Source organism: Bradyrhizobium sp. UFLA01-814 (genome assembly GCF_046718885.1).
GTDB classification, from domain to species: domain Bacteria; phylum Pseudomonadota; class Alphaproteobacteria; order Rhizobiales; family Xanthobacteraceae; genus Bradyrhizobium; species Bradyrhizobium elkanii.
The window spans coordinates 26907-47975 of sequence record NZ_JAQOSR010000016.1 but is presented as its reverse complement, the minus strand read 5'-3'; the positions used below and the strand labels follow the sequence as shown (position 1 = coordinate 47975).

Genomic DNA, 21069 nt, shown 5'->3' with positions numbered 1-21069 from the left:
GGCGTTCACCTGGTCCCCGGGTTTCTGCGTCTGCCGGAGCCCGATCGCGATCTGCTCAAGGTAGCCGAATGCCGGTGAATTTCGGCTGCGTGTATTCCTCGAACGCGTAGGGCAGCCCCTCGCGTCCAACTCCGGATCGACCGACGCCGCCAAAGGGATAATTGTCGAGCCGGAAGCGGCTCGCTTCGTTGATCCAGAGTGAGCCGACGTGGACTTCCTCGGACATCCGCAACGCGTTCGCGAGGCTTGACGTAAAGCACGATCCCTGCAGACCGAACTCACAATCATTCGCTATGCGGATCGCATCATCGATATCGCTGGCGCGCATCACCACAACGACGGGTCCGAATACCTCTTCCCTGATCAACCGGGTGCCTACGGGCGGATCAACCACGATCGTCGGCGGAATTATGCAATCGACCACTTCACCGCAGGTCTCGACCCGACAACCGCGACCACGCGCGTCATCGATCATCGCGGTGATCCTTGCGGCTGCGCGCGACGAGACGACTGGACCGAGATCGGTGTCAGGTAGCGTCGGGTCGCCCACTTTGAGGCGCTTTGCCGCATCAATGAAGCGTCGAAGGAATGCGTCGAATACTGACGCTTCCACAATGATGCGCTGCGTCGAGATACATTGCTGACCGCTCGCCTCGAACGACGACGGAACGATGCGCTTCACCGCATCCTCGAGATCGGCATCGGCAAGAACGATGTTTGGTGAGTTTCCACCCAGCTCGCCGATAAATCGCTTCGCGCCGGCTGCCCGGGCCAGCGCATCTCCTGCGGCAGTGCCTCCGGTCAAGGTGACGACATCGACATCGGAGTGAGCGGCCAAGCCAAGCGCCTCCTCGCGATCACCGGGAAGGACTTGCACCAGCCCCTCCGGGACGCCGCCGGCGATGAAAGCCTTGGCGATTGCTCCAGCGATCTCCGTGCCTTCCAGGCATGGCTTGATGATGACCGCGTTGCCGGTAATCAGCGCGGGAGCAAGCTTTTGCACCAAGAGGTTCGAGGGCGCGTTAAACGGCGTGACCGCAGCCACCACGCCATACGGCACGCGACGAGTAAAGCCGAACAACGCCGCGCCGTTGGGCACCATGTCGACCGGCACCAGCTCGCCTTTCAAGCTGTGCAAATGCGTCGCACAGGCGCGGACAAACGCGACACTGCGCTTGACCTCCATTTCGGCTGCCTTACGGGGTTTGCCGATATGAGCGATGGTCATCTCGACGAGGTCGACGGCCACGCTCTCCATTGCAGCTGCGGCCCCGCTGAGCCATGCGGCGCGCTGATGGGCGGGAGTCCTGAGATACGTCCGGAACGCCGTTTTCGCTACGCGCACACTGCTCGCGAGCCGAGCCGGACCGCCAGGTCGTACGTTGAAAGCGACGCCGCCGCTGTAAGGGTTTCTCACAGGGAATACCTGATCCATTGCGGACGCTGCCGTCGAAGCCGAGGTACCGACATCAGTCGTGGTCATCTTCTTCTTCCCGTTTGAGTGAAGCCGCCCAGGAGCGCGACCTCGATCGCGCGGAGTTTTCGGCACGGCTTGCGTGCAGAAGCCGAAAGCTTGACACTATGTTGACTATATAGTCAACATGATTTGGAGATGCGTAATCGTCCGGGATTGGAGGCCATCATGAGGGTTGCGGTCATTGGTTTCGGGGCGATCGGAAGCTTTGTCATCGAGCATCTGCAAGCCGATCGGTCCATCGAGGTGAGCGCGGCGTTTTCGCTCCCACGCCCCGAAGCGTGTTCAGTTCCCGTCGTCGACAGCCTCGAAGCTCTCCTGGCAACCGGCCCCGAACTGGTGGTCGAGTGCGCGGGTCACGGGAGCTTGCGCGACGTTGGCGAAGCCATCCTCCGGCACGGAACGGATCTTCTGGTCGCTTCAGTCGGCGCGTTGGCAGATTCGGTACTTGAGCATGCGCTGCGAAAGGCAGCAGCGGATGGAGGCGGCCGCCTGCTGATACCAGGCGGCGCACTCGGCGGCATCGATGCGGTCAGCGCCGCTCGTGAAGCCGGCCTCGATTCGGTGGAATATTCCGGCCGCAAGGCGCCGCAGGCTTGGAAAGGTACCCGGGCGGAGCAATTGATCGATCTGATCTCCGTCAGGCAGGCGACCGCGTTTTTCGAATCCGATGCACGAACGGCCGCGCTCCAGTTTCCGCAGAATGCCAACGTCGTCGCGGCACTGGCGCTGGCCGGGCTCGGCTTCGAGAAAACGAAAGTGCGCTTGATTGTCGATCCTGCCGCCGACGGCAACAATCACTCGTTTGTGGCGCGCGGCGCGTTCGGCGAGATTTCGGCTTCGATTCGATCAGCGACCTTGCCGTCTAATCCGAAAACATCCGTGCTGGCGCCGTACAGCTTGATCCAAACGATCAAAAAGCGGGCCGGCCTGATCCTTGCGTGATCCGCCGGCCCGAGTTCAGCGCCATCCCCTCCGTCACAGAAAGGCTCAGGCGCTCGGGAGAAACTGGCCTCCTACGACGCCTTCAAGTGCTCATCGCGGCGCTTGTAGAGCTCGTCATCCGCGTACCCCATCGTTTCGGGCTTGGCGCGACCGAGCATGACCTGGAAGTAGACGGGCTCGAGACTGTTGTTATCGTAGCCGTGGATCACACCGGCCGGACAGGAAATGCATTCCCATGGACCCAGGCGTTTGCTGATCTTGCGGCCATCTTCGTCCTGCACGAAGACGTCGAGGTGCCCCTGCAGGACAAAGAATACTTCTTCGACCTCATGGGTATGAGCGGCATTGCCCTGCCCGGGAGGGACGAACATGATCGAAAGAGTGAAATTCCCGGGCGGGATCGCCGCGACGTCGTTGTGCTTGCCCGAGCCGCCAGCGCCGATGAAGCGGTGTTGCGCGCGCTTGAAGCCTTCGATCTTGGCGTCCTCGAACGCCGCCCAATCCGCGCGGCGGTCGGCATAACGCGCGACGTAGCGATCCATGATCTGCTCCAATGAAGCCGATTCAAGCTCCTTCGAGCGAGCGTGCCTTGCCGTAGCCATCTAGTTCTCCTGTCTTCAAAACAATCTGGTTTCGCCTAGCGTCGGCGGGCACCGGCCCAACCTTTCGCATATCGCCTTAGATGGAAAAGCCGACCACAACTGGTGCCGCCACGTCATCCGGGTTGTACTCTATGTTGACTAACTAGTCAACATAGAGGCAGACTGGCGGTCTTACCGGAGCTGCTGCTCACCGCGTCGATCCGCGCTGCCCTCTAGGATCGTCTCGGGGGACGTCGGTTCGTGGAATGCGTGATCGGCCCGTCAAATGACTCAGATCTGTACTTCTTTGGCAAAGTTGCCGAAAAACTGGTCTGCCAGTTTTTTGGCCGAGCCAAGGATCAGGCGCTGCCCCAACTGCGCAAGCTTCCCGCCGATTTGGGCTTCGACATTGTAAGTCAGCAGCGTGCCACCGTCCTTTTCAACCAAAAGCACCGTCGCACCTCCTTTGGCGAAGCCGGCGACTCCGCCCTCTCCTTCACCGGAAATCTTGTAGCCATTGGGCGGGTCGAGATCGCTAAGCGTTACGCGTCCCTTGAAGCGGGCCGACACCGGGCCGACCTTCATTTTGGCAACCGCACGAAAGCCGCCGTCGTCCGTCGGTTCAAGCTCCTCGCAACCGGGAATGCACGCCTTGAGCACCTCGGGATCGTTCAACTTCGCCCATACCGCCTCACGAGACGCCAGAAGCTGGACTTCGCCGTTCATGGTCATGGCCATGCAAACCATCTCCTCTGTTCGCCACCCCTCCGCAGAGCCGGGGCCAGATTGTTTCCGCCGCATGATGTCCTTAGTTGACCAAATAGTCAACATAGGTATACTTTGCGGCAGATGCACCTGGGCGGAGCGGTCTATGACGAAGTTTCGAGGAGTGTTTCCCTATCTTCCGACGCCGCTTCGAAGCGACGGGACTGTCAATGGTCCCGCGTTACGGGCCATTTGCGATGATCTGATCAAGGCCGGCGTGCATGGTCTCGCAGCTCTCGGTTCGACGGGCGAATATGCCTATCTCAATGCCGACGCTCGTGCCGACGTCGTGCGACACACTGCCGATGCGACCCAAGGGCGGGTGCCTGTTATCGCCGGCGTCGCAGCCACCACGACTCGCGAGGCCATCCGGCAAGCCAGGCGCTGCAAGGAACTGGGAGCTGACTGCATCCTCCTGGTACTCGAGTCATACTTCCCGTTGGATGAGAGGCAAATCGAAAGCTACTTTCGTGCCGTTGCGGATTCGGTCGCTTTGCCACTCTTGATCTACACAAATCCCCAGTTCCAGAAGACCGACCTTTCGATTGACGTTATCGAACGCCTCGCCAACCATCCCCAAATTCAGTACGTGAAAGACGCCTCCAACAACACGGGGCGGCTCCTTTCAATCATGAACCGATGCCCCCAACTTGGCATCTTTGCAGCTTCTTCTCACGTTCCGGTCGCCGTCATGATGCTGGGAGGATTGGGATGGATGGCAGGTCCGGCCTGCATCCTGCCCCGCACGAGCGTCAGACTTTATGATCTGTCAGTCGCCGGGCGCTGGGAAGAGGCGGCTGCTCTTCAACGCCGGCTATGGCGCGTCAACGAGGTCTTCGCAAGGTTCAACCTGGCAGCCTGCATCAAGTATGGCCTTGGCTTGCAGGGATACGACGTCGGATTGCCCGCTGAACCGCAGTCTCCCCTGTCTGAAGCAGCAGGCGCCGAAGTTTCCGACATCCTCAAGGAATTTGGTGAACTCGGCACACTGATCTCTGAAAGCGCGCCCACCTCCTGAGGGTTCGATCTCAGTCATTTTTCGCTGGCCGCGCTGCCCGTCCGCGCCGGCACTCGTCAAACGCAGAAACGGAATCCGCGTGGTGGCCTGCTTCGACGGAAGCGTGAGGCGGACAACCGGGCCCACTGGATGTCGCGGAAGCAGTCGCCTGTCCTGCCGGCGCGCATCCAATTTGTACACTTGTACGACTATTCGTACAGATGTACAGTTTGCTGTCGACGGATAGAGGGCGCCATGAGAGACGTTGCGATCGTAGGGTACTCTGAAACAAAAATAGATGTCCGCACCGGGCGTACATCCTATGAGCTTGCGGGAGACGCTCTCGACGAGATCTTGGTCCGGACCAATGTCGATAAGTCTGAAATCGATGGGCTTTCCGTTTCGGAGACCATGAGCGAGAGCGCGAATCCATTTTGGGCGCAATACATGGCGGACGTACTGGGCATCTCGCCGAGCTGGCTCGAACTGATGGGATTGGGCGGCGTATCGAGCATCGGCGGCGTAGCGCGGGCAGCAATGGCGATCCGCGGCGGCATGTGCTCGATTGCGTTGGTTCTTGCAGCAGACGCGCAATCCAGTGGCGCGACGCCGGAGCAAGGTGCACAGCGGCACGAGTTTCAATATCCAACCGGCTTGCGCGGACCTGTCGGCGCCTTCGGCATGATCATGCGCCGCTATGACCATCTCTACGGCTTGAACAGGGACGCATTGGCAAAGCTGGCGGTCACCCAGCGGCAGCACTCGATCTTGAATGACAATGCTTGTCCGCGCCTGCGCAAGCCGATGACCGAGCACGACTATCTGAATTCGAAGTTGGTCTCCGACCCGCTGCGTGTGCTGGACAGCGTCATGGTCTGTGATGGTGCGAATGCCGTTCTGGTGATGTCGGCAGCGGAAGCGACGAGGCGGGGTCTCAAGGCGGTCTATCCGACGGGCTACGCGGAAAGGACGCACTACAAGGTGACCGAGCCGATGACTGAAATCATGGATTCCGGGTTTCTTGAGGTCGGCCCGCGGGCGCTCAAGCAGGCCGGGCTCGAAGCTTCGGACATCCAGTCGTTCCATCCATACGACGACTTCATTATCGCCATCATGTTGCAGCTTGAGCAGATTGGCTTCTGCCCACAGGGTGCGGGTGCGGATTTTGTCCTGAGCCGGGACATGACGTTCAAGGGCGATTTGCCCCTCAACACCGGAGGCGGTCAGATATCTGCGGGTCAACCAGGTCTCGCGGGCGGCGGGCTCAATCTGGTTGAGGCCGTTCGGCAAATGTTTGGTGACGGCGGCCCGCGCCAAATCAAGAGAACCCGGAATGCTATGGTGACCGGCATCGGCGGCATTCCCTACGCGCGCAACTGGTGTACGTCCGGTGTGATGATCCTGGAGCAATAATATGATCAACGACAACATCAAGCCCCAGCGTCCACTGCCGAAGATCGGCTCCTATCTCGATACCAAGGAGTTTTGGGGCGGGGCCAAGCGCGGCAAACTCATGCTGCAGTTCTGCACACAGACGCAAAGATACCAGCACTATCCGCGGCCGATTAGTCTCTATACCGGCCGACATACGATCGAATGGCGCGAGACCTCGGGAAAGGGCACAGTCTATTCGTGGACGGTAACGCGCTCGCCCTGGCCCGGTCATGAGGCGCGGGTGCCTTACCTGTGTGCCTATGTCGACCTCGCGGAGGGAGTGCGGTTTCTGTGCAATCTCGTCGATTGTTCAGAGGACGAAGTTGTCATCGGCATGCCGGTCGAGGTTCGCTGGGACCGGCTAAACGACGAGACCGTCTATCCCGACTTCGCTCCTGTACGGGTCGCGCCGTGAAGCTTGCATCTTATCTGGCTGCGCAAGCGCAGGCGTTCCCTGACAAAGCCGCACTCGTCTGCGGCGAGACCCGCGTGACGTTTCGTCAATTGTACGAGGACAGTGCTCGTATAGCGACCGCACTGCGGAAGTCGGGCGTTGCTATCGGTGATCGGGTGGCAATGTGCCTGCCCAATTGCTGCGAGTTCGTCACAGTGTTCTTCGCGATCGTGAAGAGTGGCGCGCTAGCGATGCCGATCAACATGCGATTGTCGACCAACGAGATTGCGACCATCTTTGCTGACGCGGCGCCAGCCGCGGTCTTCTTCAGCGAAGGCGAGCGTGAAGTGGTCGATCATATCTGCCGTGGAGGCGCCGTCCGCCGCTTCGTGGTCGGGCCTTCCGACGACCCGACTGAACTTTCCATTGCGTCGATGCTCGCATGTCAACCGGAACCAATTGAACGGCCTTCCGAGCACGACGATTGCATGATTTCCTACACGTCCGGTACGACTGGACACCCCAAGGGCGTCATCACCACGCAGGCGAACTATATCGTCGGAAACGGCTTCCTGAACGCGATGTATTGGAAGCTGTCGCCCGATGATCGCATCGTCGTGACGACGCCGCTTGCGCATCGCACGGCATTTGCACGGGTCGGCAACATGGCCGTGTTGGGCGCGACACTGTATATCATGCCGCGCTTTGACGTGAATGAAGCGATGCAACTGATCGAGGCCGAAAAGATCAGCTTGATTTCGATCGTTCCGACCGTCGGAAGAATGATGTTGCCCGTCATCGAGGCTGAACCGACCCGATTCAGTTCATTGCGCGTGCTGGTCGCAACGGGCGAGGCCTTTCCAGCCGAGATCAAGCGGCGTTTGCTAAAGGCGCTGCCGAAGCTCGAGATATTTTCATTTTTCGCAATGACGGAGGCCGGCTCGCTGGCGATGCTCAAGCCGGACGAACAGTTCGACCATGGGGCTTCGGTCGGTCGCGTCACTCCCGGCGTCGAAATGCGCCTCGTCGATGCAGACGGACAGACGGTCAACACCGGCGAAGCAGGCGAGATTTGGGTCAGATGCGGGTTGCCCGGACAATATCTGCTGTTCAGGACTTACTTCAATCAACCGCAGGCGATGCGAGACGCCTTCCAGGAAGGCTGGTTCAAGACAGGCGATATCGGCCGTTTCGACGCGGATGGATTTCTCTATATTGTCGACCGCAAGAAGGACATGGTGCTATCCGGCGGATACAACATCTACTCCAAGGAGGTCGAGCAAGTGCTGCTCCGATATAGCGGGGTTGCCGACGCCGCCGTCGTAGGCGTCCCCGACGACGTTTACGGAGAAGCCGTTGCCGCGTTCATCGAGCCTGAGGTGGATGTGATGCTCACCGAGGACGAATTGATTCGATGGTGCGCCTCTGAGCTGGCGAGCTACAAGAAGCCGAAGCACGTGGTGTTCTTGCGCGAATTGCCGAGGAACAGTACCGGCAAGGTGATCAAGACTGAATTGCGGACGCTATTCCGCTTACGACACTGACACGCCAAGCGTGGCTACCTAACGCACGAGCGCAACAACGCAAATGAGCGTCAATTCCTTCAAACGGACACCACCGCCTGAAACTCGCGGGCAATTGCAGCAGAAGCATATTGCCGGCGTGGTGTATGATCTCATTGCGGAGCAAGGGATCGAGAATCTCACGATGCGACAAGTTGCCGATGCTGCCAAGGTAAGCCTGGGCACCATCACGTACCATTTTCGCAGCAAGGAAGCATTGATCGCCGCTGCGCTGGAATCTGGTTATGAATTGCCGGACGACTGGGATCAGTATAAGGGCTCGCCAGCTGCCCAGCTTCGCCGCATTGCTCTATCCTACGCATTGCAGTCGCCCAAGGAGCGCTGGTGGCGATTCTGGATAAACTATGTCGCAATGAGCACCCGCGACGCTGAAATTCAGGCGATTCAAACCAGACGCTTCGACAAGCAGCGCCGGTTCTGGATCAAGCTCTTCAGGGAAGGCAAGGAGCTCGGCGAAATCCGTGGCGACCTACCGGTCGAAGAGACCGTCGATCGGATGCTGGTCGAGGTGCATGGTCATGTCATTCTGCAATTGGTCAAGCCCAATCCGAGAATGCGGATGGATGCGCGCGAGGCAATAAACAGGATGATCGACGCGATCCTCGACAAGCCGTAATTGCACATCCGTATTTGGTCGGCACCGCGGCTCGCGTTCGCGCTTTCCGGCGCGAGGGCTTCCTGTTCGTTGGTCGGGATCTGCGCTGGCAGCTGCTGGAGCGAGGCCGATCGCGGCCGCACCACCGGCGTGATGGGTGCCGCCACTCGTGGAACATTGAGCGCTGGCGGCGAGCACTGGATTCGCGACGCGCGGCCCGTCGAACGATGCCGATCGGCAGGTCCGCGGTATGTCGTTGATGTGAAGGGCGCAAAGGAGCTGGCGGAGAGAGTGGAAGTCGAACCTACGAGCCAGGCCGTTCGGCGGTCGGGATCGGAAGCTCGGCCAACCGCACCAGTTTCGCACCAGAAACGATCCCTCCAAGAGCGATAAACGCGGCCAACCATCACAAAAAATGCTGAAAAATCAACGGCCGCATCCCTTGTCCTGCCGCTCATAACGGTCTGGTTGCAGGTTCGAGTCCTGCCGGGCCCACCAGAAGATCAAACACTTACCGAACTGCGTGCCGCTTTGCCGGTGATTTTCCCCACAGATATTCTACGACGAAGTCGAACGAATGTCGTCGAACGCGGACGGATTCGCGCAAATGACGATCATATGGTTGGCCGTCTGAGACGGCGTGCTCGTACGTCATTCAACAGGAAAGTCGGCTGCTAAGACGTCTGCTTCTGCGCGACAATCGGACATTGGCTGGCGACGTTCGCAGGTCCAAGATGGGCCACTTCCAGATATCGCCGATGGGTATATAGGATCATCGTCCACCCCGGAGAACAGCAAGTGGCCCGAATAGAAACCTCCGTATGGATCGTAACGACTTTCATAATCATTATTGCCGCCACTCCACTACGGGCTTTAGCAACACCAGAAGCGTCTGCATGCGGTTACCTCGCTGGTCTAATCGACAAGGCACCGCCAGGGCCGTTGTTCTTGCCCAGCTATCCGACCGTGGAATCGGGGCCTCTCCATGGCGCCGCATACCTTTATGACAATGCGGTGGCCGCCATCGCATTGGTCGGTTGCGGTGAGCGAGACAAAGCATCTCGGATCGGCACGGCGATTCTCTGGGCCATCGATAACGACCGGACCTGGCATGATGGACGGCTCCGGAACGCTTACGCCGCGGGTGTGGTGGCGAGTGGCTTCGCCAAACTTCCGGGTTGGTGGGACAATACTCAGAACAAGTGGTTAGAAGATCGATATCAGGTGGGCAGCGATAATGGCAACGTTGCATGGGCAATGTTGGCTTTGCTATCGATTGACGATGTGAGTGCCAGCTCTCGGTTCCGCGATGGTGCGGCACGGCTTGCCACCTGGGTCGCGCAATGGGCCGACACGCGCGGTACTGGCGGTTTCACGGGCGGTACTTTTGGGCACGAACCGACGCCCGACGTACGGACATGGAAATCGACCGAACACAATACTGACCTCGCCGCCGCGTTTGGCCTTCTTGCAACCCGCACGGGCGATTCGCGCTGGCGTGATATGGCAACAGCTGCTGAGCACTTCGTAAATACGATGTGGGATCCGGCATGCGCCTGTTTCGCAGCAGGCACCGCCGAAGACGGCGTCACGCGCAATCCGATTTTGGCACTTGATGCTCAAGTCTGGCCCTTAATGGCACTCGCCGGAGCGGCCAAGAAATTTGCATCGGCAATTACTACCGCCGAACAGCGAATGAGCGTCGACAAGGGCTTTTCTTACGGTGAAGACCGAGATGGTGTGTGGACCGAAGGGACCGGCCAAATGGCTCTCTTGCTGGAATTGCTCGGCAGGACTGGAGAGGCAAAATCGTTGGTCGCTGTCATCGAATCCCAGAGGTCGCCGGATGCCGGATTCTATGCCACAAGTGTCCGAGGGCTACCGACTGGGTTCATGTTGGATACCGATCCGGCCAAGCCACGGCTCTATTTCCGATTGCCACATCTTGGCGCAGCTTCGTGGGCTGCTCTTGCAGAACGGGGGTTCAATCCCTTTACGGCGACAAAAGGACTTCCGTAGTTAAGGCCGCAGTGGCGCCCGTCTCAGCCCTTCAGTCCCATCCAAGTTAAGTGCTTTTTCGATTTCGATAGGTCCGAATTTGGTCAATCGCGTCGTTTCTGTCGACGGCGCATGACTTCCGGTCTCCACCCGAAAGCCGACATGATCAAATGGGCCGCAGCCGCAAGGAAAGAAAAGCCGCCCACCAGAAATCCCACAGAAACCCCGTGAACAAACGCGCACGAACGTGCGCAAGAATGCGCGAGCTTTGTTGAAAATGCTCAGATATTCCGGATGTTCGCTGCGCTCTTAACGGTCTGGTTGCAGGTTCGAGTCCTGCCGGGCCCACCAAGAAGATCAAGATCTTACTGGGTCCCGGTTGCCCGCAGCGCGGCCACCGCACCAGAAACCGCACCAGATACGTGCTCTTTTCGTTCGTGCGCAAGTTCGCGCACCGAAATCGTTCACGACGCCGGAGGGTGTGTCAGGAGTTCGTGTCAGAGACGCTCGTCGCTCATCTGGTTGCAGATTCGAGTCCCGCCGGGCCCGCCAGCAAATCAACTTGTCGGGTGGTGTCCCTTCATCGTCCATGGGATCATCGCACCCGAAACGCCTCACGCCTTCGCGGTGACCATTCTCCACAGCACCTCGGTCAGCACGGCGTAGCCCTTGTCGAGGGCCGCGGGCGCCGTGAACTCGCGCGGATTGTGGCTGAGCCCGCCCTGGCTCGGGACGAAGATCAACGAGGACGGAACAGATTTCTGGATCGCCAGCGCGTCGTGGCCGGTAATGGTCTTGAGCGTCATGGCCTTGAAACCGAGATCCGCGGCGGCAGAAAGGACCAGTGCCACGCCGCCGGGATCGAGCACGGTCCCCGCTCGCCTCTCGTCGGCTACGATCGAGAGACCAACGCCAATCTCGCCCGACTCACGCTCAATTCGCCGCAGAAAGCGGTCGCTGATCGCTGAGACCACGGCTTCGTCCTCATGCCGGATCTCGAACCAGACCCGAACACGGCCCGCCACGACATTCGGCGAGTTGGGATAAACGCTGATGCGCGCCGCGGAGGCATGGGCGCCCGCTGTCTCGCTCGCGATCTCCTGGTACAGCGCCTCGATCGCCCGGGCCGCTGCGCGCAGGGCGTCGCGGCGGAGCGCCATCGGCATCGGTCCGGTGTGCGAGTAGTCGCCTTCGAACATCACCGATATCTTGCGCGTCATCCACGCGCCGGACACTGCGGCAATGTCGGCGGCCGCCCGCTCCAGGCGATCGCCCTGCTCCACATGCAGCTCGACATAGCGCACCGGATTGTGTTCGAGCGGCGTCGTCCCGCAATAGCCGATCGCGGACAGCGCCTCGCCCAGGGTGACGCCCTCTGCGTCGCTGCACGTATATGCATCCTTCAGGCTCAGGGCGCCGGCGAAAACCGAGCTGCCGGTCAGGCTGGGCTGGAAGCGGGCACCCTCCTCATTGGTCCAGTTCACGACGGCGAGGTTGCGTCGGGCGGCGCCGGGATTGGCACGGCAACGCTCCCTGACGGCCTCGACCGCAAGGATCCCGGCGAGCACGCCGAAGACCCCGTCATATCGTCCTCCCGTCGGCTGGGAATCGAGGTGCGAGCCGGTCATGACGACGTCCGTGGACGCCGGCGCCAGCATCGCCACGCCAAACAGATTGCCGATCGCATCGATCCTCGGAACAAGGCCGCGATCGGCGATCTCGTGCAAGAAGAGGTCCCTCGCCTCCTTGTCGCGCGCCGTTCCAGCCAGCCGACACACGCCACCGTCGTCGGTCGCACCGATCCTGGCAAAGCGCGCGATGAGGTCATGCAATGCGGTCATGTCTGCTCCAGCGATGCGATCCAGTTCCTCAGCTCGGTCTGCCGGCAATCATGGCTCAGAATGTCGCGGTGAAGTGCCAATTTCCAGGCGAGATCGCCACGCCGTTCGTCCACGTCGAGCGCCGAGAGGTCGGCAGCATAACGCGCGAGCGCGTCCAGATCGGCAAAGAAACCCTCGTCAACCAGGAGCTGTCCGTAGCGCCGGATGACGGCGACGACGTCGTGCAGGCGATATTCGGGATGATACTGCACGCCCCAGAATAGCCCGCGACCGAAACGGATCTCCGCCGCCTGAACCTCGCACATGGTATTCCAGGCGGTGACGGTTGCGGACTGCGGAAGGCGGGTGACAATATCGCTGTGGATGGCCGGCGCGTCGAAAACCGCCGCACGACCAGCATGCATGGGATGAGCGCGGCCTTCAGCCGTCAGCATAATCCTTCGCGCGAATCCGACCTCGCGTCCCGCCGGGTTGAGACCGACCTCGCCGCCCGCCGCGACCGTCGCGAGCTGCAAGCCCCAGCACGAGCCGAACATTGGCACGCCGCGAACGAAGATCTCGCGCACGAGGTCGATCTGCCGCAGCGCTTCGACCTCCCGCTGGTAGATATTGAGGGCCGATCCCGTGATCGCGATGCCGGGGTAAGCTTCGAGCGGTTGCGGCAGCGCGAAGCTCGCATCCGCCGGCGTCGCGATGTCGACGACGACGCGAGGTGCAAGCGACCGCAGGACCGCCGCATAGCTCTCCGCAGGCATTGCGCCCGCCGTCTCGGCGATCCGTCGCCGGCCGGCCAGAGTATTGCCCTCGAGAACGAGCAGCCTCAGCACGGCTCAGCTTCCAAGATCGCCTCGAATGGCGGCCAGCGTCAGCTGCTTGAACTCGGGCTCGGTCAACGGCCGCGGATTGGCACCCGCCGTCGGATCCTTGACGGCATCCGCCGCGATCGTTCCGGCATCGGTCTCCTTCACCCCGAGTTCGGCGAGCGTATGCGGCACGCCGAGCTTCTTGCGGAAGGCCAACAGCCAGGACAGCACGGCATGGAAGTCTTGGCCCGGCAGGTTGAGCGCGCGGGCAATGTGCGGAATCTTGTCGGCGATCGCAGCCTTGTTGCAGACCAGGACATAAGGGAAGACCACACCATTGGTCAGCCCGTGATGAGTATCGTATCGGGCGCCGACCGGATGGGATATCGAGTGGATCGCGCCCAGCCCCTTCTGGAACGCAGTGGCTCCCATCGAGGCCGCAGCGAACATGTAGGCGCGCGCTTCGAGGTCGCGACCGTTCTCGACCGCACGCGGCAGATAGCTGTCGACGATCTTCATCCCCTCCAGCGCGATGCCGTCGGCAAGCGGGTGAAATACCTTGACGCAGTAGGCCTCGAAGCAGTGCGACAGCGCATCCATGCCGGTTGCCATGGTGAGAAACGGCGAGAGACCGACCGCGAGCTCGGGATCCTCAATTGCGATCCTGGGCATCATCATGGGATGGAAAATGATCTTCTTCTCATGGGTATCCTCACGGGTGATCACGCCGGCGCGGCCGACCTCGGACCCCGTGCCTGCCGTCGTCGGCACCGCAATGATCGGCGCGATGCCCTCAGTGTTGGCGCGCGTCCACCAATCGCCGACGTCCTCGAAATCCCAGACCGGCCGCGACTGCGCCACCATGAAGGCCACACATTTTCCGACGTCCAGCGCCGAACCTCCACCCACCGCAATCACGCCGTCATGACCGCCGGCCTTGAAGGCTTCGACGCCGGCCGTCAGGTTGGTTTCGGTCGGATTGGCCTTCACGTCGGAAAACACGGCGAGCGGAATGCCCGACTCGCGCACGCGGTCGACGATGCCGGCGATGAGATCGGTCTTGGCGAGCCCGTGATCGGTAACCAGGAGCGGCCTGGTGAGGCCGTTGGTCCTGCACGCCTCGGGAAGCTCGGCAATGCGGCCCGCGCCGGTGACGACGCGCGTCGGAAAATTCCAGGCGCCGGTGATCTGAACGTCCATGTGCTGCTCTCAGTGCTCGATGCGAAGGTGGAATGATTTGGGTCTCGTCAGCGCCTCGAAGCCGAGGCGCGACATGGCGGCACCACGTCCGGTGTCCTTGACGCCGGTCCATGCCAAAGCGGGATCGACATAATCGCAGCGGTTCATAAATATGGTGCCCGTTGCGATACCGTCACCGATGCGTTCGGCTGCGGCGGCGTCCTCGGTCCAGACCGATGCAGTCAGGCCATACGGGCTGTCGTTCATCAGGCCAATCGCCTCCTGATCGGAGGAGACCTTCATGAGGCCGACCACGGGCCCGAAACTCTCCTCCATCATCACCTGCATGGAGTGATCGACGCCGACCAGGACCTGAGGCATCAGATAGGCGGTACCGACCTTGTCCGCCGGAAACCGGGCTGGATCGATCAGAGGCCGCGCGCCTTTTGCCACGGCCTCGCCGATATGGGCGCGGACGGTATCGGCAAAGCGTGTCGCCGCCATCGGGCCGAGCGTTGTGTCCTGCGACAGCGGATTGCCGAGCCGGTAGCGCGCGGTCAGGCCGGCAAAGGCGTCGACAAAGGAGTCATAGATGCGCTCATGCACGTAAATCCGCTCGATGCCACAGCAGCACTGGCCAGAATTGTAGAAGGCGCCGTCCACGAGCTGCTCGACCGCGAAATCGAAATCGGCGTCCGGCCGCACATAGGCCGGATCCTTTCCGCCGAGCTCCAGCCCAAGGCTAGTGAATGTCCCGGCTGCTGCCCGTTCGACCGCCCGGCCGCCGGCGACCGAGCCGGTGAAGTTCACGTGGTCGACCGAGCGCGACGAGATCAACTCCCTGGTCATGCCACGGTCGAGCGTGAGCGTCCTGAACAAGCCCTTGGGCAGGCCAACCCGGTCCAGTGCCGCCTGGAAGCGCTCGCCGACCAGCAGGGTCTGTGCGGCATGCTTTAGGATCACGGCATTACCGGCCAGCAGCGCCGGCACGATGGTGTTAGCCGCCGTGAGATAGGGATAGTTCCAGGGCGCGATCACCAGCACGATGCCGGCAGGGACGCGCTTGATCATGCGGCGGAAGCCGGGACGCTCGGCCGGCACGATCGGCGCCAGCGCCTCATCGCTGAGCTCGACCAGTGCGCAGACGCGCTCTTCCAGGCTACGTAGTTCGCCGCCATGGCGCACCGGCCGGCCCATCTGCATCGCGAGTTCCGGAACGACCTCGTCGTTCTGCACCCGCATCTCGTGCAGGAAGGCGAGCATCATGGCCTTCCGCTCGGCGAGCGGCACCCTTGACCATTCCTGCTGCGCTTTCCGCGCTTGCGCGAGAGCCGCTGCGACCTCAGCACCGGTTGCGACGGGCCGCCGCGCAACCTCGTTGCCGTCGACCGGAGAAATGCAGACGATATCGTTCACGTGATGTCACTCGTCTTCGAAGCAGGATCGGTCTCAGATGATCTCGAAGTAGCGCGCGAGCTCCCAGTCGGTGATGGCCTTGCGAAACTCGCGCTCCTCCCACTGCCGCGTCATCGCGTAGTGATCGACGAAGACGTCGCCGAACAGGTTGCGCGCCTCCTGCGAAGCGACCAGCCGATAAGCCGCTTCCGAGAGTGTACGCGGAAACGCGCGCACGGGCGGATGCTTGCGGTCATAGGCATTGCCGGTGATCGGCTCGTCCGGTTCGATCCGGTGCTCGATTCCCCAGAGGCCCGATCCAAGCGCAGCCGCGATTGCGAGATACGGATTGATGTCGGCGGCGGCGACGCGGTACTCGACGCGCTGGCTCGACGGCTTGCCGGGAATGACGCGCAGCGCACAGGTCCGGTTCTCGATTCCCCAGGTCGCGTCGGTCGGCGCCCAGAAGCCGGGGATCAGGCGCGAGTAGCTGTTCACGGTCGAGGCAACCATCGCAAGCAGCTCCGGCAGCAGCGCCTGCTGGCCGCCGACGAACCAGCGCATGATGTCGGACATGTTGCCGGGTCTGCCGCCCTGGTGAAAGACCGGCTTGCCGTCCCGGTCGCGCAGCGACAGATGCAGATGCCCGGATTGCCCGGGATAGGTGTTCGACCACTTGGCCATGAAGGTGAGCATCTTGCCCTGACGCTCGGCCCAGACCTTGGAGAAGGTCTTGAACAGCACGGCGCGGTCGGCAGCGGCGAGCGCATCGGTGTATTGGATCGCGGCCTCCAGCACGCCGGGTCCGGTCTCGGTGTGCAGGCCTTCGACCGGCATGTCCATCTCGTTGCAGAGCTTGAGCAGCGAGCGATGAAATTCCGACTCGACGGAGGCGCGCAGCATGGAATAGCCGAACCAGCCCGGCGTGAGATTCTTCAGGCCGCGAAAGCCCTTCTCGCGCACGCTGTGCGGTGTCTCGTCGAACACGAAGAACTCGAACTCCGCGGCCACGGACGGCGAGAACCCCATGGCTTCGGCGCGATCGATGACGCGGCGCAGCAGCCGGCGCGGACACAGCCCGGCCGCGGCGCCCTCGAACTCGCCGAGGAAGAACAGCATGTTCTCTTCCGTCGGCACATCGCGGCAGCTCGAAGGATCGATGCGCGCGGTCGCGTCGGGAAAGGCCGTGTGCCAGCCGGTGAAGGCACCATTGTCGTACATCTGGTCGTTGGAGTCCCAGCCGAACACGATGTCGCAGAAGCTGAAGCCCGCCTCAAGCGCACCGACGAACTTGTCGCGCGCGAGATATTTTCCGCGAATGACACCGTCGAGATCGACGATGCCGAGCTTGACGTGGGACAAGCCCCGCTCCTCGACAAGAGCCTTCGCCTCGGCGGCGGTTTTTATGCTTCTTGCATCCATGGTGATCAAATCTTCGGCTTTGGTGACATCGCGGGCTATCGGCGATCGCGTCAGGACGCGGCGATCTCGCGCAACTCCTCGTCGCAAGCGGTGATGAATATGTCGGCGTGGTCCTTGCCGAAGCACAGCGGCGGACGAATCTTGAGCGTATTGCCGAAGGGACCCGCAGCACCGACCAGGATGCCGCGCTGGCGCAGGCGGTTGATCAGCAGGCTCGCATGCTCCGCCGCGGGCTCCTTGCTGTCGCGGTCGCGCACCAGCTCGAGCCCGATGAACAGGCCGGCGCCACGAACGTCTCCGATGGTCACGTGGCGATTGCCGATCTCACGCAATCCATCCATCAGTTGACGGCCGGCCTCGCGCGCGTTCTGCATCAGGCCCTCGTCCTCGATGACGTCGAGCACGGCAAGGCCTGCGGCCGCGGCCACCGGGTTGCCGCCGAAGGTGTTGAAGTACTTCACCTCCGCGGCGAAGCCATCGAGCAGCGCGGCGCGCATGGCGACGCCGCCCATCGGAAAGCCGTTGCCCATGGGCTTGCCCATCGTGACGATGTCGGGGACGACGCCATGGCGCGCGAAGCCCCACATCGCCGCCCCGGTTCGTCCGAAGCCGGGCTGCACCTCGTCGGCGATGAACAGTCCCTGACGGTCGTGGACGAGCTTCACGATGGGTGCCAGGAAGCCGGCAGGGTCGGCATAGATACCGTCGCTCGAAAAGATCGTGTCGACCAGCAGCGCGGCAAAGCCGAAGCCGCTGCGCTCAAGATCGGTGATCGCTGCGGCAACGCTCTCAGCGAAGCGCTGGCCAGGATCGCCGACCGGATTGCGATACATCTCGGGTGCGGGAACGGCGCGCACGTAGGGCGGCAGCGGCTGACCGGGACGCGAGGACGGCGAGACATCGGTCACGGCTGTGCTGTTGCCGTGGTAGGCGGTCTCCGTGACGATGAAGCCCGTCCGCCCGGTCGCCACTTTCGCAACCCGCAGCGCCAGGTCATTCGCCTCGCTGCCGGTGCAAGTCAGAACCAGATGATTGATCCCGCGCGGAAACGTCGCAAGGAGACGCTCGGCATAGCCATCGACGACGTCGTTGAGATAGCGTGTGTGCGTGCTGAGCAGGCCGGCCTGACGGCTGATCGCTTCGACGACGCGCGGATGCGAATGCCCGACCGACGGGACGTTGTTGTAGAGATCGAGATAGCGCCGGCCATCGACGTCGAACATGTAGACGCCTTCAGCGCGCGCCATCCGGATCGGCTCCTGATAGAACAGGACCGAGGCCTTTCCGAAGGACCGCAGGCGCCGTTGCACCGCCTCGCCGAGCGCCGGGTCGATTGACGACACCCGGCCCTGATCGAAGGCGTTCAACGCCAGAATCTCTTTTTCCTGCTGCATCGCCCGCCTTCCCTTTGGCCCGCGGCCTGCGCGGACCAAAGCCGTCCCCTGCAGCGATCATGCCCCAGCCGTTCCGCTACGACCTTGGATCTATGTGCGAATTCCCACAATTGAAAAGCGGATTGCAGGCACAAGACATCAGAACGTCAGGCATGCGCTCCGCATTCCAAAAACATATTCCATATGTTTCAGTATCTTATGCGATCACTGCGATCCCTTTGCGAAGAGCATAGGCAGCGCGGCGCCCAAAAAATGGGGAATATGCCACATAATTGGTGTGGACTCACAACATCGCTTGGGGAACGATCATGAGGCGGACGCTGGAGAGGTTTGCAGCCGGAGAGACAGCGGAATGACTGATGACGCCCCTGCTGCGGCCGACAAGCGGCCACGAAAGGCCGACGGCGACCGCCTCTCGAAGCTCGCGCGCCACAAGCACATCATCTCGCAACTCACCGCCGCGCCGACGCTGCGGGCTTCCGAGCTCGCCGCCGTGCTCGGCGTCTCCGGCGAGACCATCCGGCGCGATCTGATGGAGCTTCAGGAGCAGAAGCTTATCAACCGCACATATGGCGGGGCGTCCCGTCCCTTCGCACTCGAGCCGGCGCTGACCGATCGCAAGGCGATCATGATCGCCGAGCGCGAGGCGATGGCCGCGGTAATCGCCGACCTCATCCTGCCGAACGAGGTGCTGATGCTCGGCGCCGGCGCTACCACGTTTCACATCGCAAGACGGCTGGCTTCGCGCGCGCACGATGTCACCGTGATCACCCATGATTACGCGATCGCGGCCGCGCTGGCTGTCAATCCGTCGATCCGCGTGCTCTGCTGTCCCGGCCGCTATCACCCCAACGAAGGCTATGTGTTCGGCACGCAGACGATCGCGAACATCAACAGCTATGAGGCCAACCGCGCCATCGTGAGCGCGACCGGCATCAGCGCGCGCGGCGCGAACGATGCCGACGACGAGGCCGGCGCCATCTATGGCGCGATGGCCAAGCGCGCCGCGGAAGCCATCCTGGTGGCCGATCACAGCAAGTTTGACCAGCGTGCGCTCACCGTCTTCGCGCATTGGACCGATATCGATCGTCTGGTTACCGATCGGCAACCAGAGGGAGCCCTGGCAACCGCTCTCCGTGCGGCCGGAACGGAGATCATTGTTGCGCAACCCTGAGAAAGGCCCAGCCATGGCACGCCTGACATCTGTTGCTTCCTGCGAGGACCACACCGGCCTTCATGCTGGCAACGACAAGGACCCCGGTCCCACGCAGGATTGGCGGACCCGCATCGGACGCCTCGATCTCGAGCTGATCGGGCCGGATCACGCCTTTGCCCGCAACTGGGAGCGCGTCGCCTGCATCCACGATGCCGCCTATGTGCTGGTGTTTCCCCTGACCGGATGCGTCGCATTCAGCCAGGACGGCCGCATCGGGATCGCCCGTCCCGGCGAATATGTCCTGCTCAGCGAGCTCGCCTTCTACGAATTGTCGTCTGACAAGACCGCGCGTTTCCTGATGCTGCGCATTCCGGCCGCCGAGCTGCGCGGCCGGCTGGTCTCGGTTGAAGATCACATCAGCCGGCGCTTCAAGCCGAACGAACAGATGACGCACCTGCTCGCGGGCATGATCCGCAGCGTGGCCGAGCTGTTCGTCGCCTCGCCGCCGCCGAACCCCCAAGCGCTAGCGACCGAAATGGTCAGCTTCGTCGCGCTGACGATCGGATCAGAGGATCGCGGCGCCGCAACCGATGTACGCAACGCGCGCTATCATTTGCGCCGCCGGATCGTCGATTTCATCGAGAGCCATCTCGGCGACCAGTCGCTGTCGCCGAAGAAGATCGCGGCTTCGAGCCGCATCTCGCTCAGCTATCTCTACAGCCTGTTCAACGACAACGAGACCACGGTCAGCCAGTTCGTTCAGACCAAGCGGCTGCAGCGCGCGTATGAGATCCTGGTCGCCGACCCGAAGGGCCGGCGGACCGTCTCGGAGGTCGCCTACGAGGTCGGCTTCAAGAACGTGTCGCATTTCTCGCGCTGCTTCAGCCGGCACTTCAAGGTGGCGCCGCGCGACGTTCGCCAGACGCCGGTGGCGCCGCCGCAGCCGGCCGCAAGCGCGCGCTCGCCGCAGCCGAAGAGCCCTGCTGCCCGGGTGGCGCCGCGCAACGGATACGGCTCCCCCTATTGGGAGATCGACAAGCAGCCGGTCCACGAGACGGCGTAGCGCCCCATCCCAAGGCAAGGCGTCGAGCGTCCCGCGACGCCGGCGCGCCT

General features: G+C 62.0%; 18 protein-coding genes. 9 read left to right on the top strand and 9 right to left on the bottom strand.

What is annotated here, in order from left to right; all coding sequences use genetic code 11:
- Positions 1 to 55: 55 nt before the first annotated feature.
- Positions 56 to 1483: an aldehyde dehydrogenase family protein gene (locus PMN64_RS07650; RefSeq protein WP_077230981.1), complete on the bottom strand. Its 1428-nt coding sequence runs from the start codon at positions 1481 to 1483 to the stop codon at positions 56 to 58.
- 159 nt (positions 1484 to 1642) lie between these two features.
- Between PMN64_RS07650 and PMN64_RS07645 the strand changes: the two genes are divergently transcribed.
- Positions 1643 to 2419, top strand: coding sequence for an aspartate dehydrogenase (locus PMN64_RS07645; protein ID WP_168388408.1), 777 nt, complete (start codon positions 1643 to 1645; stop codon positions 2417 to 2419).
- A gap of 71 nt (positions 2420 to 2490) precedes the next feature.
- Here PMN64_RS07645 and PMN64_RS07640 read toward each other — a convergent pair whose 3' ends face one another.
- Both PMN64_RS07640 and PMN64_RS07635 read right to left on the bottom strand, forming a co-directional pair.
- On the bottom strand, positions 2491 to 2961 hold the full coding sequence (locus PMN64_RS07640) for a cupin domain-containing protein (protein ID WP_077230984.1): 471 nt from the start codon (positions 2959 to 2961) through the stop codon (positions 2491 to 2493).
- Positions 2962 to 3291: 330 nt separating this feature from the next.
- A complete protein-coding gene (locus PMN64_RS07635) occupies positions 3292 to 3738 on the bottom strand; it encodes a CoxG family protein (RefSeq protein ID WP_028342715.1) in 447 nt (148 codons plus the stop codon).
- Positions 3739 to 3871: 133 nt separating this feature from the next.
- Here PMN64_RS07635 and PMN64_RS07630 point away from each other — a divergent pair, with 133 nt between their 5' ends.
- From PMN64_RS07630 to PMN64_RS07605, 6 genes are all read left to right on the top strand, one after another.
- Complete coding sequence (locus PMN64_RS07630; protein ID WP_050994232.1) at positions 3872 to 4783, top strand: dihydrodipicolinate synthase family protein; 912 nt, start codon at positions 3872 to 3874, stop codon at positions 4781 to 4783.
- Positions 4784 to 5017: 234 nt separating this feature from the next.
- Positions 5018 to 6175: a thiolase family protein gene (locus PMN64_RS07625; protein ID WP_028342714.1), complete on the top strand. Its 1158-nt coding sequence runs from the start codon at positions 5018 to 5020 to the stop codon at positions 6173 to 6175.
- Position 6176: 1 nt separating this feature from the next.
- A complete protein-coding gene (locus PMN64_RS07620; protein ID WP_016844824.1) occupies positions 6177 to 6611 on the top strand; it encodes a Zn-ribbon domain-containing OB-fold protein in 435 nt (144 codons plus the stop codon).
- Positions 6608 to 8134, top strand: a complete 1527-nt coding sequence (locus PMN64_RS07615) for a class I adenylate-forming enzyme family protein (RefSeq protein ID WP_411780264.1) — start codon at positions 6608 to 6610, stop codon at positions 8132 to 8134. Before PMN64_RS07620 ends, PMN64_RS07615 begins: the two co-directional genes overlap by 4 nt.
- A gap of 43 nt (positions 8135 to 8177) precedes the next feature.
- Complete coding sequence (locus tag PMN64_RS07610) at positions 8178 to 8789, top strand: TetR/AcrR family transcriptional regulator (protein WP_080583573.1); 612 nt, start codon at positions 8178 to 8180, stop codon at positions 8787 to 8789.
- A 777-nt stretch (positions 8790 to 9566) separates the two neighbouring features.
- Positions 9567 to 10787, top strand: a complete 1221-nt coding sequence (locus PMN64_RS07605; RefSeq protein ID WP_411780263.1) for a hypothetical protein — start codon at positions 9567 to 9569, stop codon at positions 10785 to 10787.
- Between the two features lie 593 nt (positions 10788 to 11380).
- Here PMN64_RS07605 and PMN64_RS07600 read toward each other — a convergent pair.
- From PMN64_RS07600 to PMN64_RS07575, 6 genes are all read right to left on the bottom strand, one after another.
- Positions 11381 to 12607 carry a Zn-dependent hydrolase gene (locus tag PMN64_RS07600; RefSeq protein WP_411780262.1) on the bottom strand — a complete coding sequence of 409 codons (1227 nt, stop codon included), beginning with the start codon at positions 12605 to 12607 and terminating at the stop codon, positions 11381 to 11383.
- Positions 12604 to 13434: a type 1 glutamine amidotransferase gene (locus PMN64_RS07595; protein ID WP_411780261.1), complete on the bottom strand. Its 831-nt coding sequence runs from the start codon at positions 13432 to 13434 to the stop codon at positions 12604 to 12606. Before PMN64_RS07595 ends, PMN64_RS07600 begins: the two co-directional genes overlap by 4 nt.
- A 3-nt stretch (positions 13435 to 13437) precedes the next feature.
- Entirely contained in the window at positions 13438 to 14610 is a 1173-nt protein-coding gene (locus PMN64_RS07590; RefSeq protein ID WP_411780260.1) for an iron-containing alcohol dehydrogenase, read from the bottom strand.
- A gap of 9 nt (positions 14611 to 14619) precedes the next feature.
- Positions 14620 to 16005 (bottom strand): aldehyde dehydrogenase family protein, encoded by a 1386-nt coding sequence (locus PMN64_RS07585; RefSeq protein WP_411780259.1) that lies wholly within the window; start codon positions 16003 to 16005, stop codon positions 14620 to 14622.
- Positions 16006 to 16038: 33 nt separating this feature from the next.
- Positions 16039 to 17346, bottom strand: a complete 1308-nt coding sequence (locus PMN64_RS07580; protein ID WP_411780258.1) for a glutamine synthetase family protein — start codon at positions 17344 to 17346, stop codon at positions 16039 to 16041.
- A gap of 110 nt (positions 17347 to 17456) precedes the next feature.
- Positions 17457 to 18800 (bottom strand): aspartate aminotransferase family protein, encoded by a 1344-nt coding sequence (locus PMN64_RS07575; RefSeq protein ID WP_411780257.1) that lies wholly within the window; start codon positions 18798 to 18800, stop codon positions 17457 to 17459.
- A gap of 352 nt (positions 18801 to 19152) precedes the next feature.
- Here PMN64_RS07575 and PMN64_RS07570 point away from each other — a divergent pair, with 352 nt between their 5' ends.
- Positions 19153 to 19974: a DeoR/GlpR family DNA-binding transcription regulator gene (locus PMN64_RS07570; protein WP_411780256.1), complete on the top strand. Its 822-nt coding sequence runs from the start codon at positions 19153 to 19155 to the stop codon at positions 19972 to 19974.
- A gap of 13 nt (positions 19975 to 19987) precedes the next feature.
- Positions 19988 to 21019, top strand: a complete 1032-nt coding sequence (locus PMN64_RS07565) for a helix-turn-helix domain-containing protein (RefSeq protein ID WP_411780255.1) — start codon at positions 19988 to 19990, stop codon at positions 21017 to 21019.
- Positions 21020 to 21069 lie beyond the last annotated feature (50 nt).

Bases quoted from the DNA above. Each gene is read 5' to 3' on its own strand.
- PMN64_RS07635 (WP_028342715.1), bottom strand. From the start codon at position 3,738: ATGGCCATGACCATGAACGGCGAAGTCCAGCTTCTGGCGTCTCGTGAG.
- PMN64_RS07645 (WP_168388408.1), top strand. From the start codon at position 1,643: ATGAGGGTTGCGGTCATTGGTTTCGGGGCGATCGGAAGCTTTGTCATC.
- PMN64_RS07570 (WP_411780256.1), top strand. From the start codon at position 19,153: ATGACTGATGACGCCCCTGCTGCGGCCGACAAGCGGCCACGAAAGGCC.
- PMN64_RS07600 (WP_411780262.1), bottom strand. From the start codon at position 12,607: ATGACCGCATTGCATGACCTCATCGCGCGCTTTGCCAGGATCGGTGCG.
- PMN64_RS07575 (WP_411780257.1), bottom strand. From the start codon at position 18,800: ATGCAGCAGGAAAAAGAGATTCTGGCGTTGAACGCCTTCGATCAGGGC.
- PMN64_RS07590 (WP_411780260.1), bottom strand. From the start codon at position 14,610: ATGGACGTTCAGATCACCGGCGCCTGGAATTTTCCGACGCGCGTCGTC.
- PMN64_RS07625 (WP_028342714.1), top strand. From the start codon at position 5,018: ATGAGAGACGTTGCGATCGTAGGGTACTCTGAAACAAAAATAGATGTC.
- PMN64_RS07565 (WP_411780255.1), top strand. From the start codon at position 19,988: ATGGCACGCCTGACATCTGTTGCTTCCTGCGAGGACCACACCGGCCTT.
- PMN64_RS07610 (WP_080583573.1), top strand. From the start codon at position 8,178: ATGAGCGTCAATTCCTTCAAACGGACACCACCGCCTGAAACTCGCGGG.
- PMN64_RS07640 (WP_077230984.1), bottom strand. From the start codon at position 2,961: ATGGATCGCTACGTCGCGCGTTATGCCGACCGCCGCGCGGATTGGGCG.
- PMN64_RS07630 (WP_050994232.1), top strand. From the start codon at position 3,872: ATGACGAAGTTTCGAGGAGTGTTTCCCTATCTTCCGACGCCGCTTCGA.
- PMN64_RS07650 (WP_077230981.1), bottom strand. From the start codon at position 1,483: ATGACCACGACTGATGTCGGTACCTCGGCTTCGACGGCAGCGTCCGCA.
- PMN64_RS07620 (WP_016844824.1), top strand. From the start codon at position 6,177: ATGATCAACGACAACATCAAGCCCCAGCGTCCACTGCCGAAGATCGGC.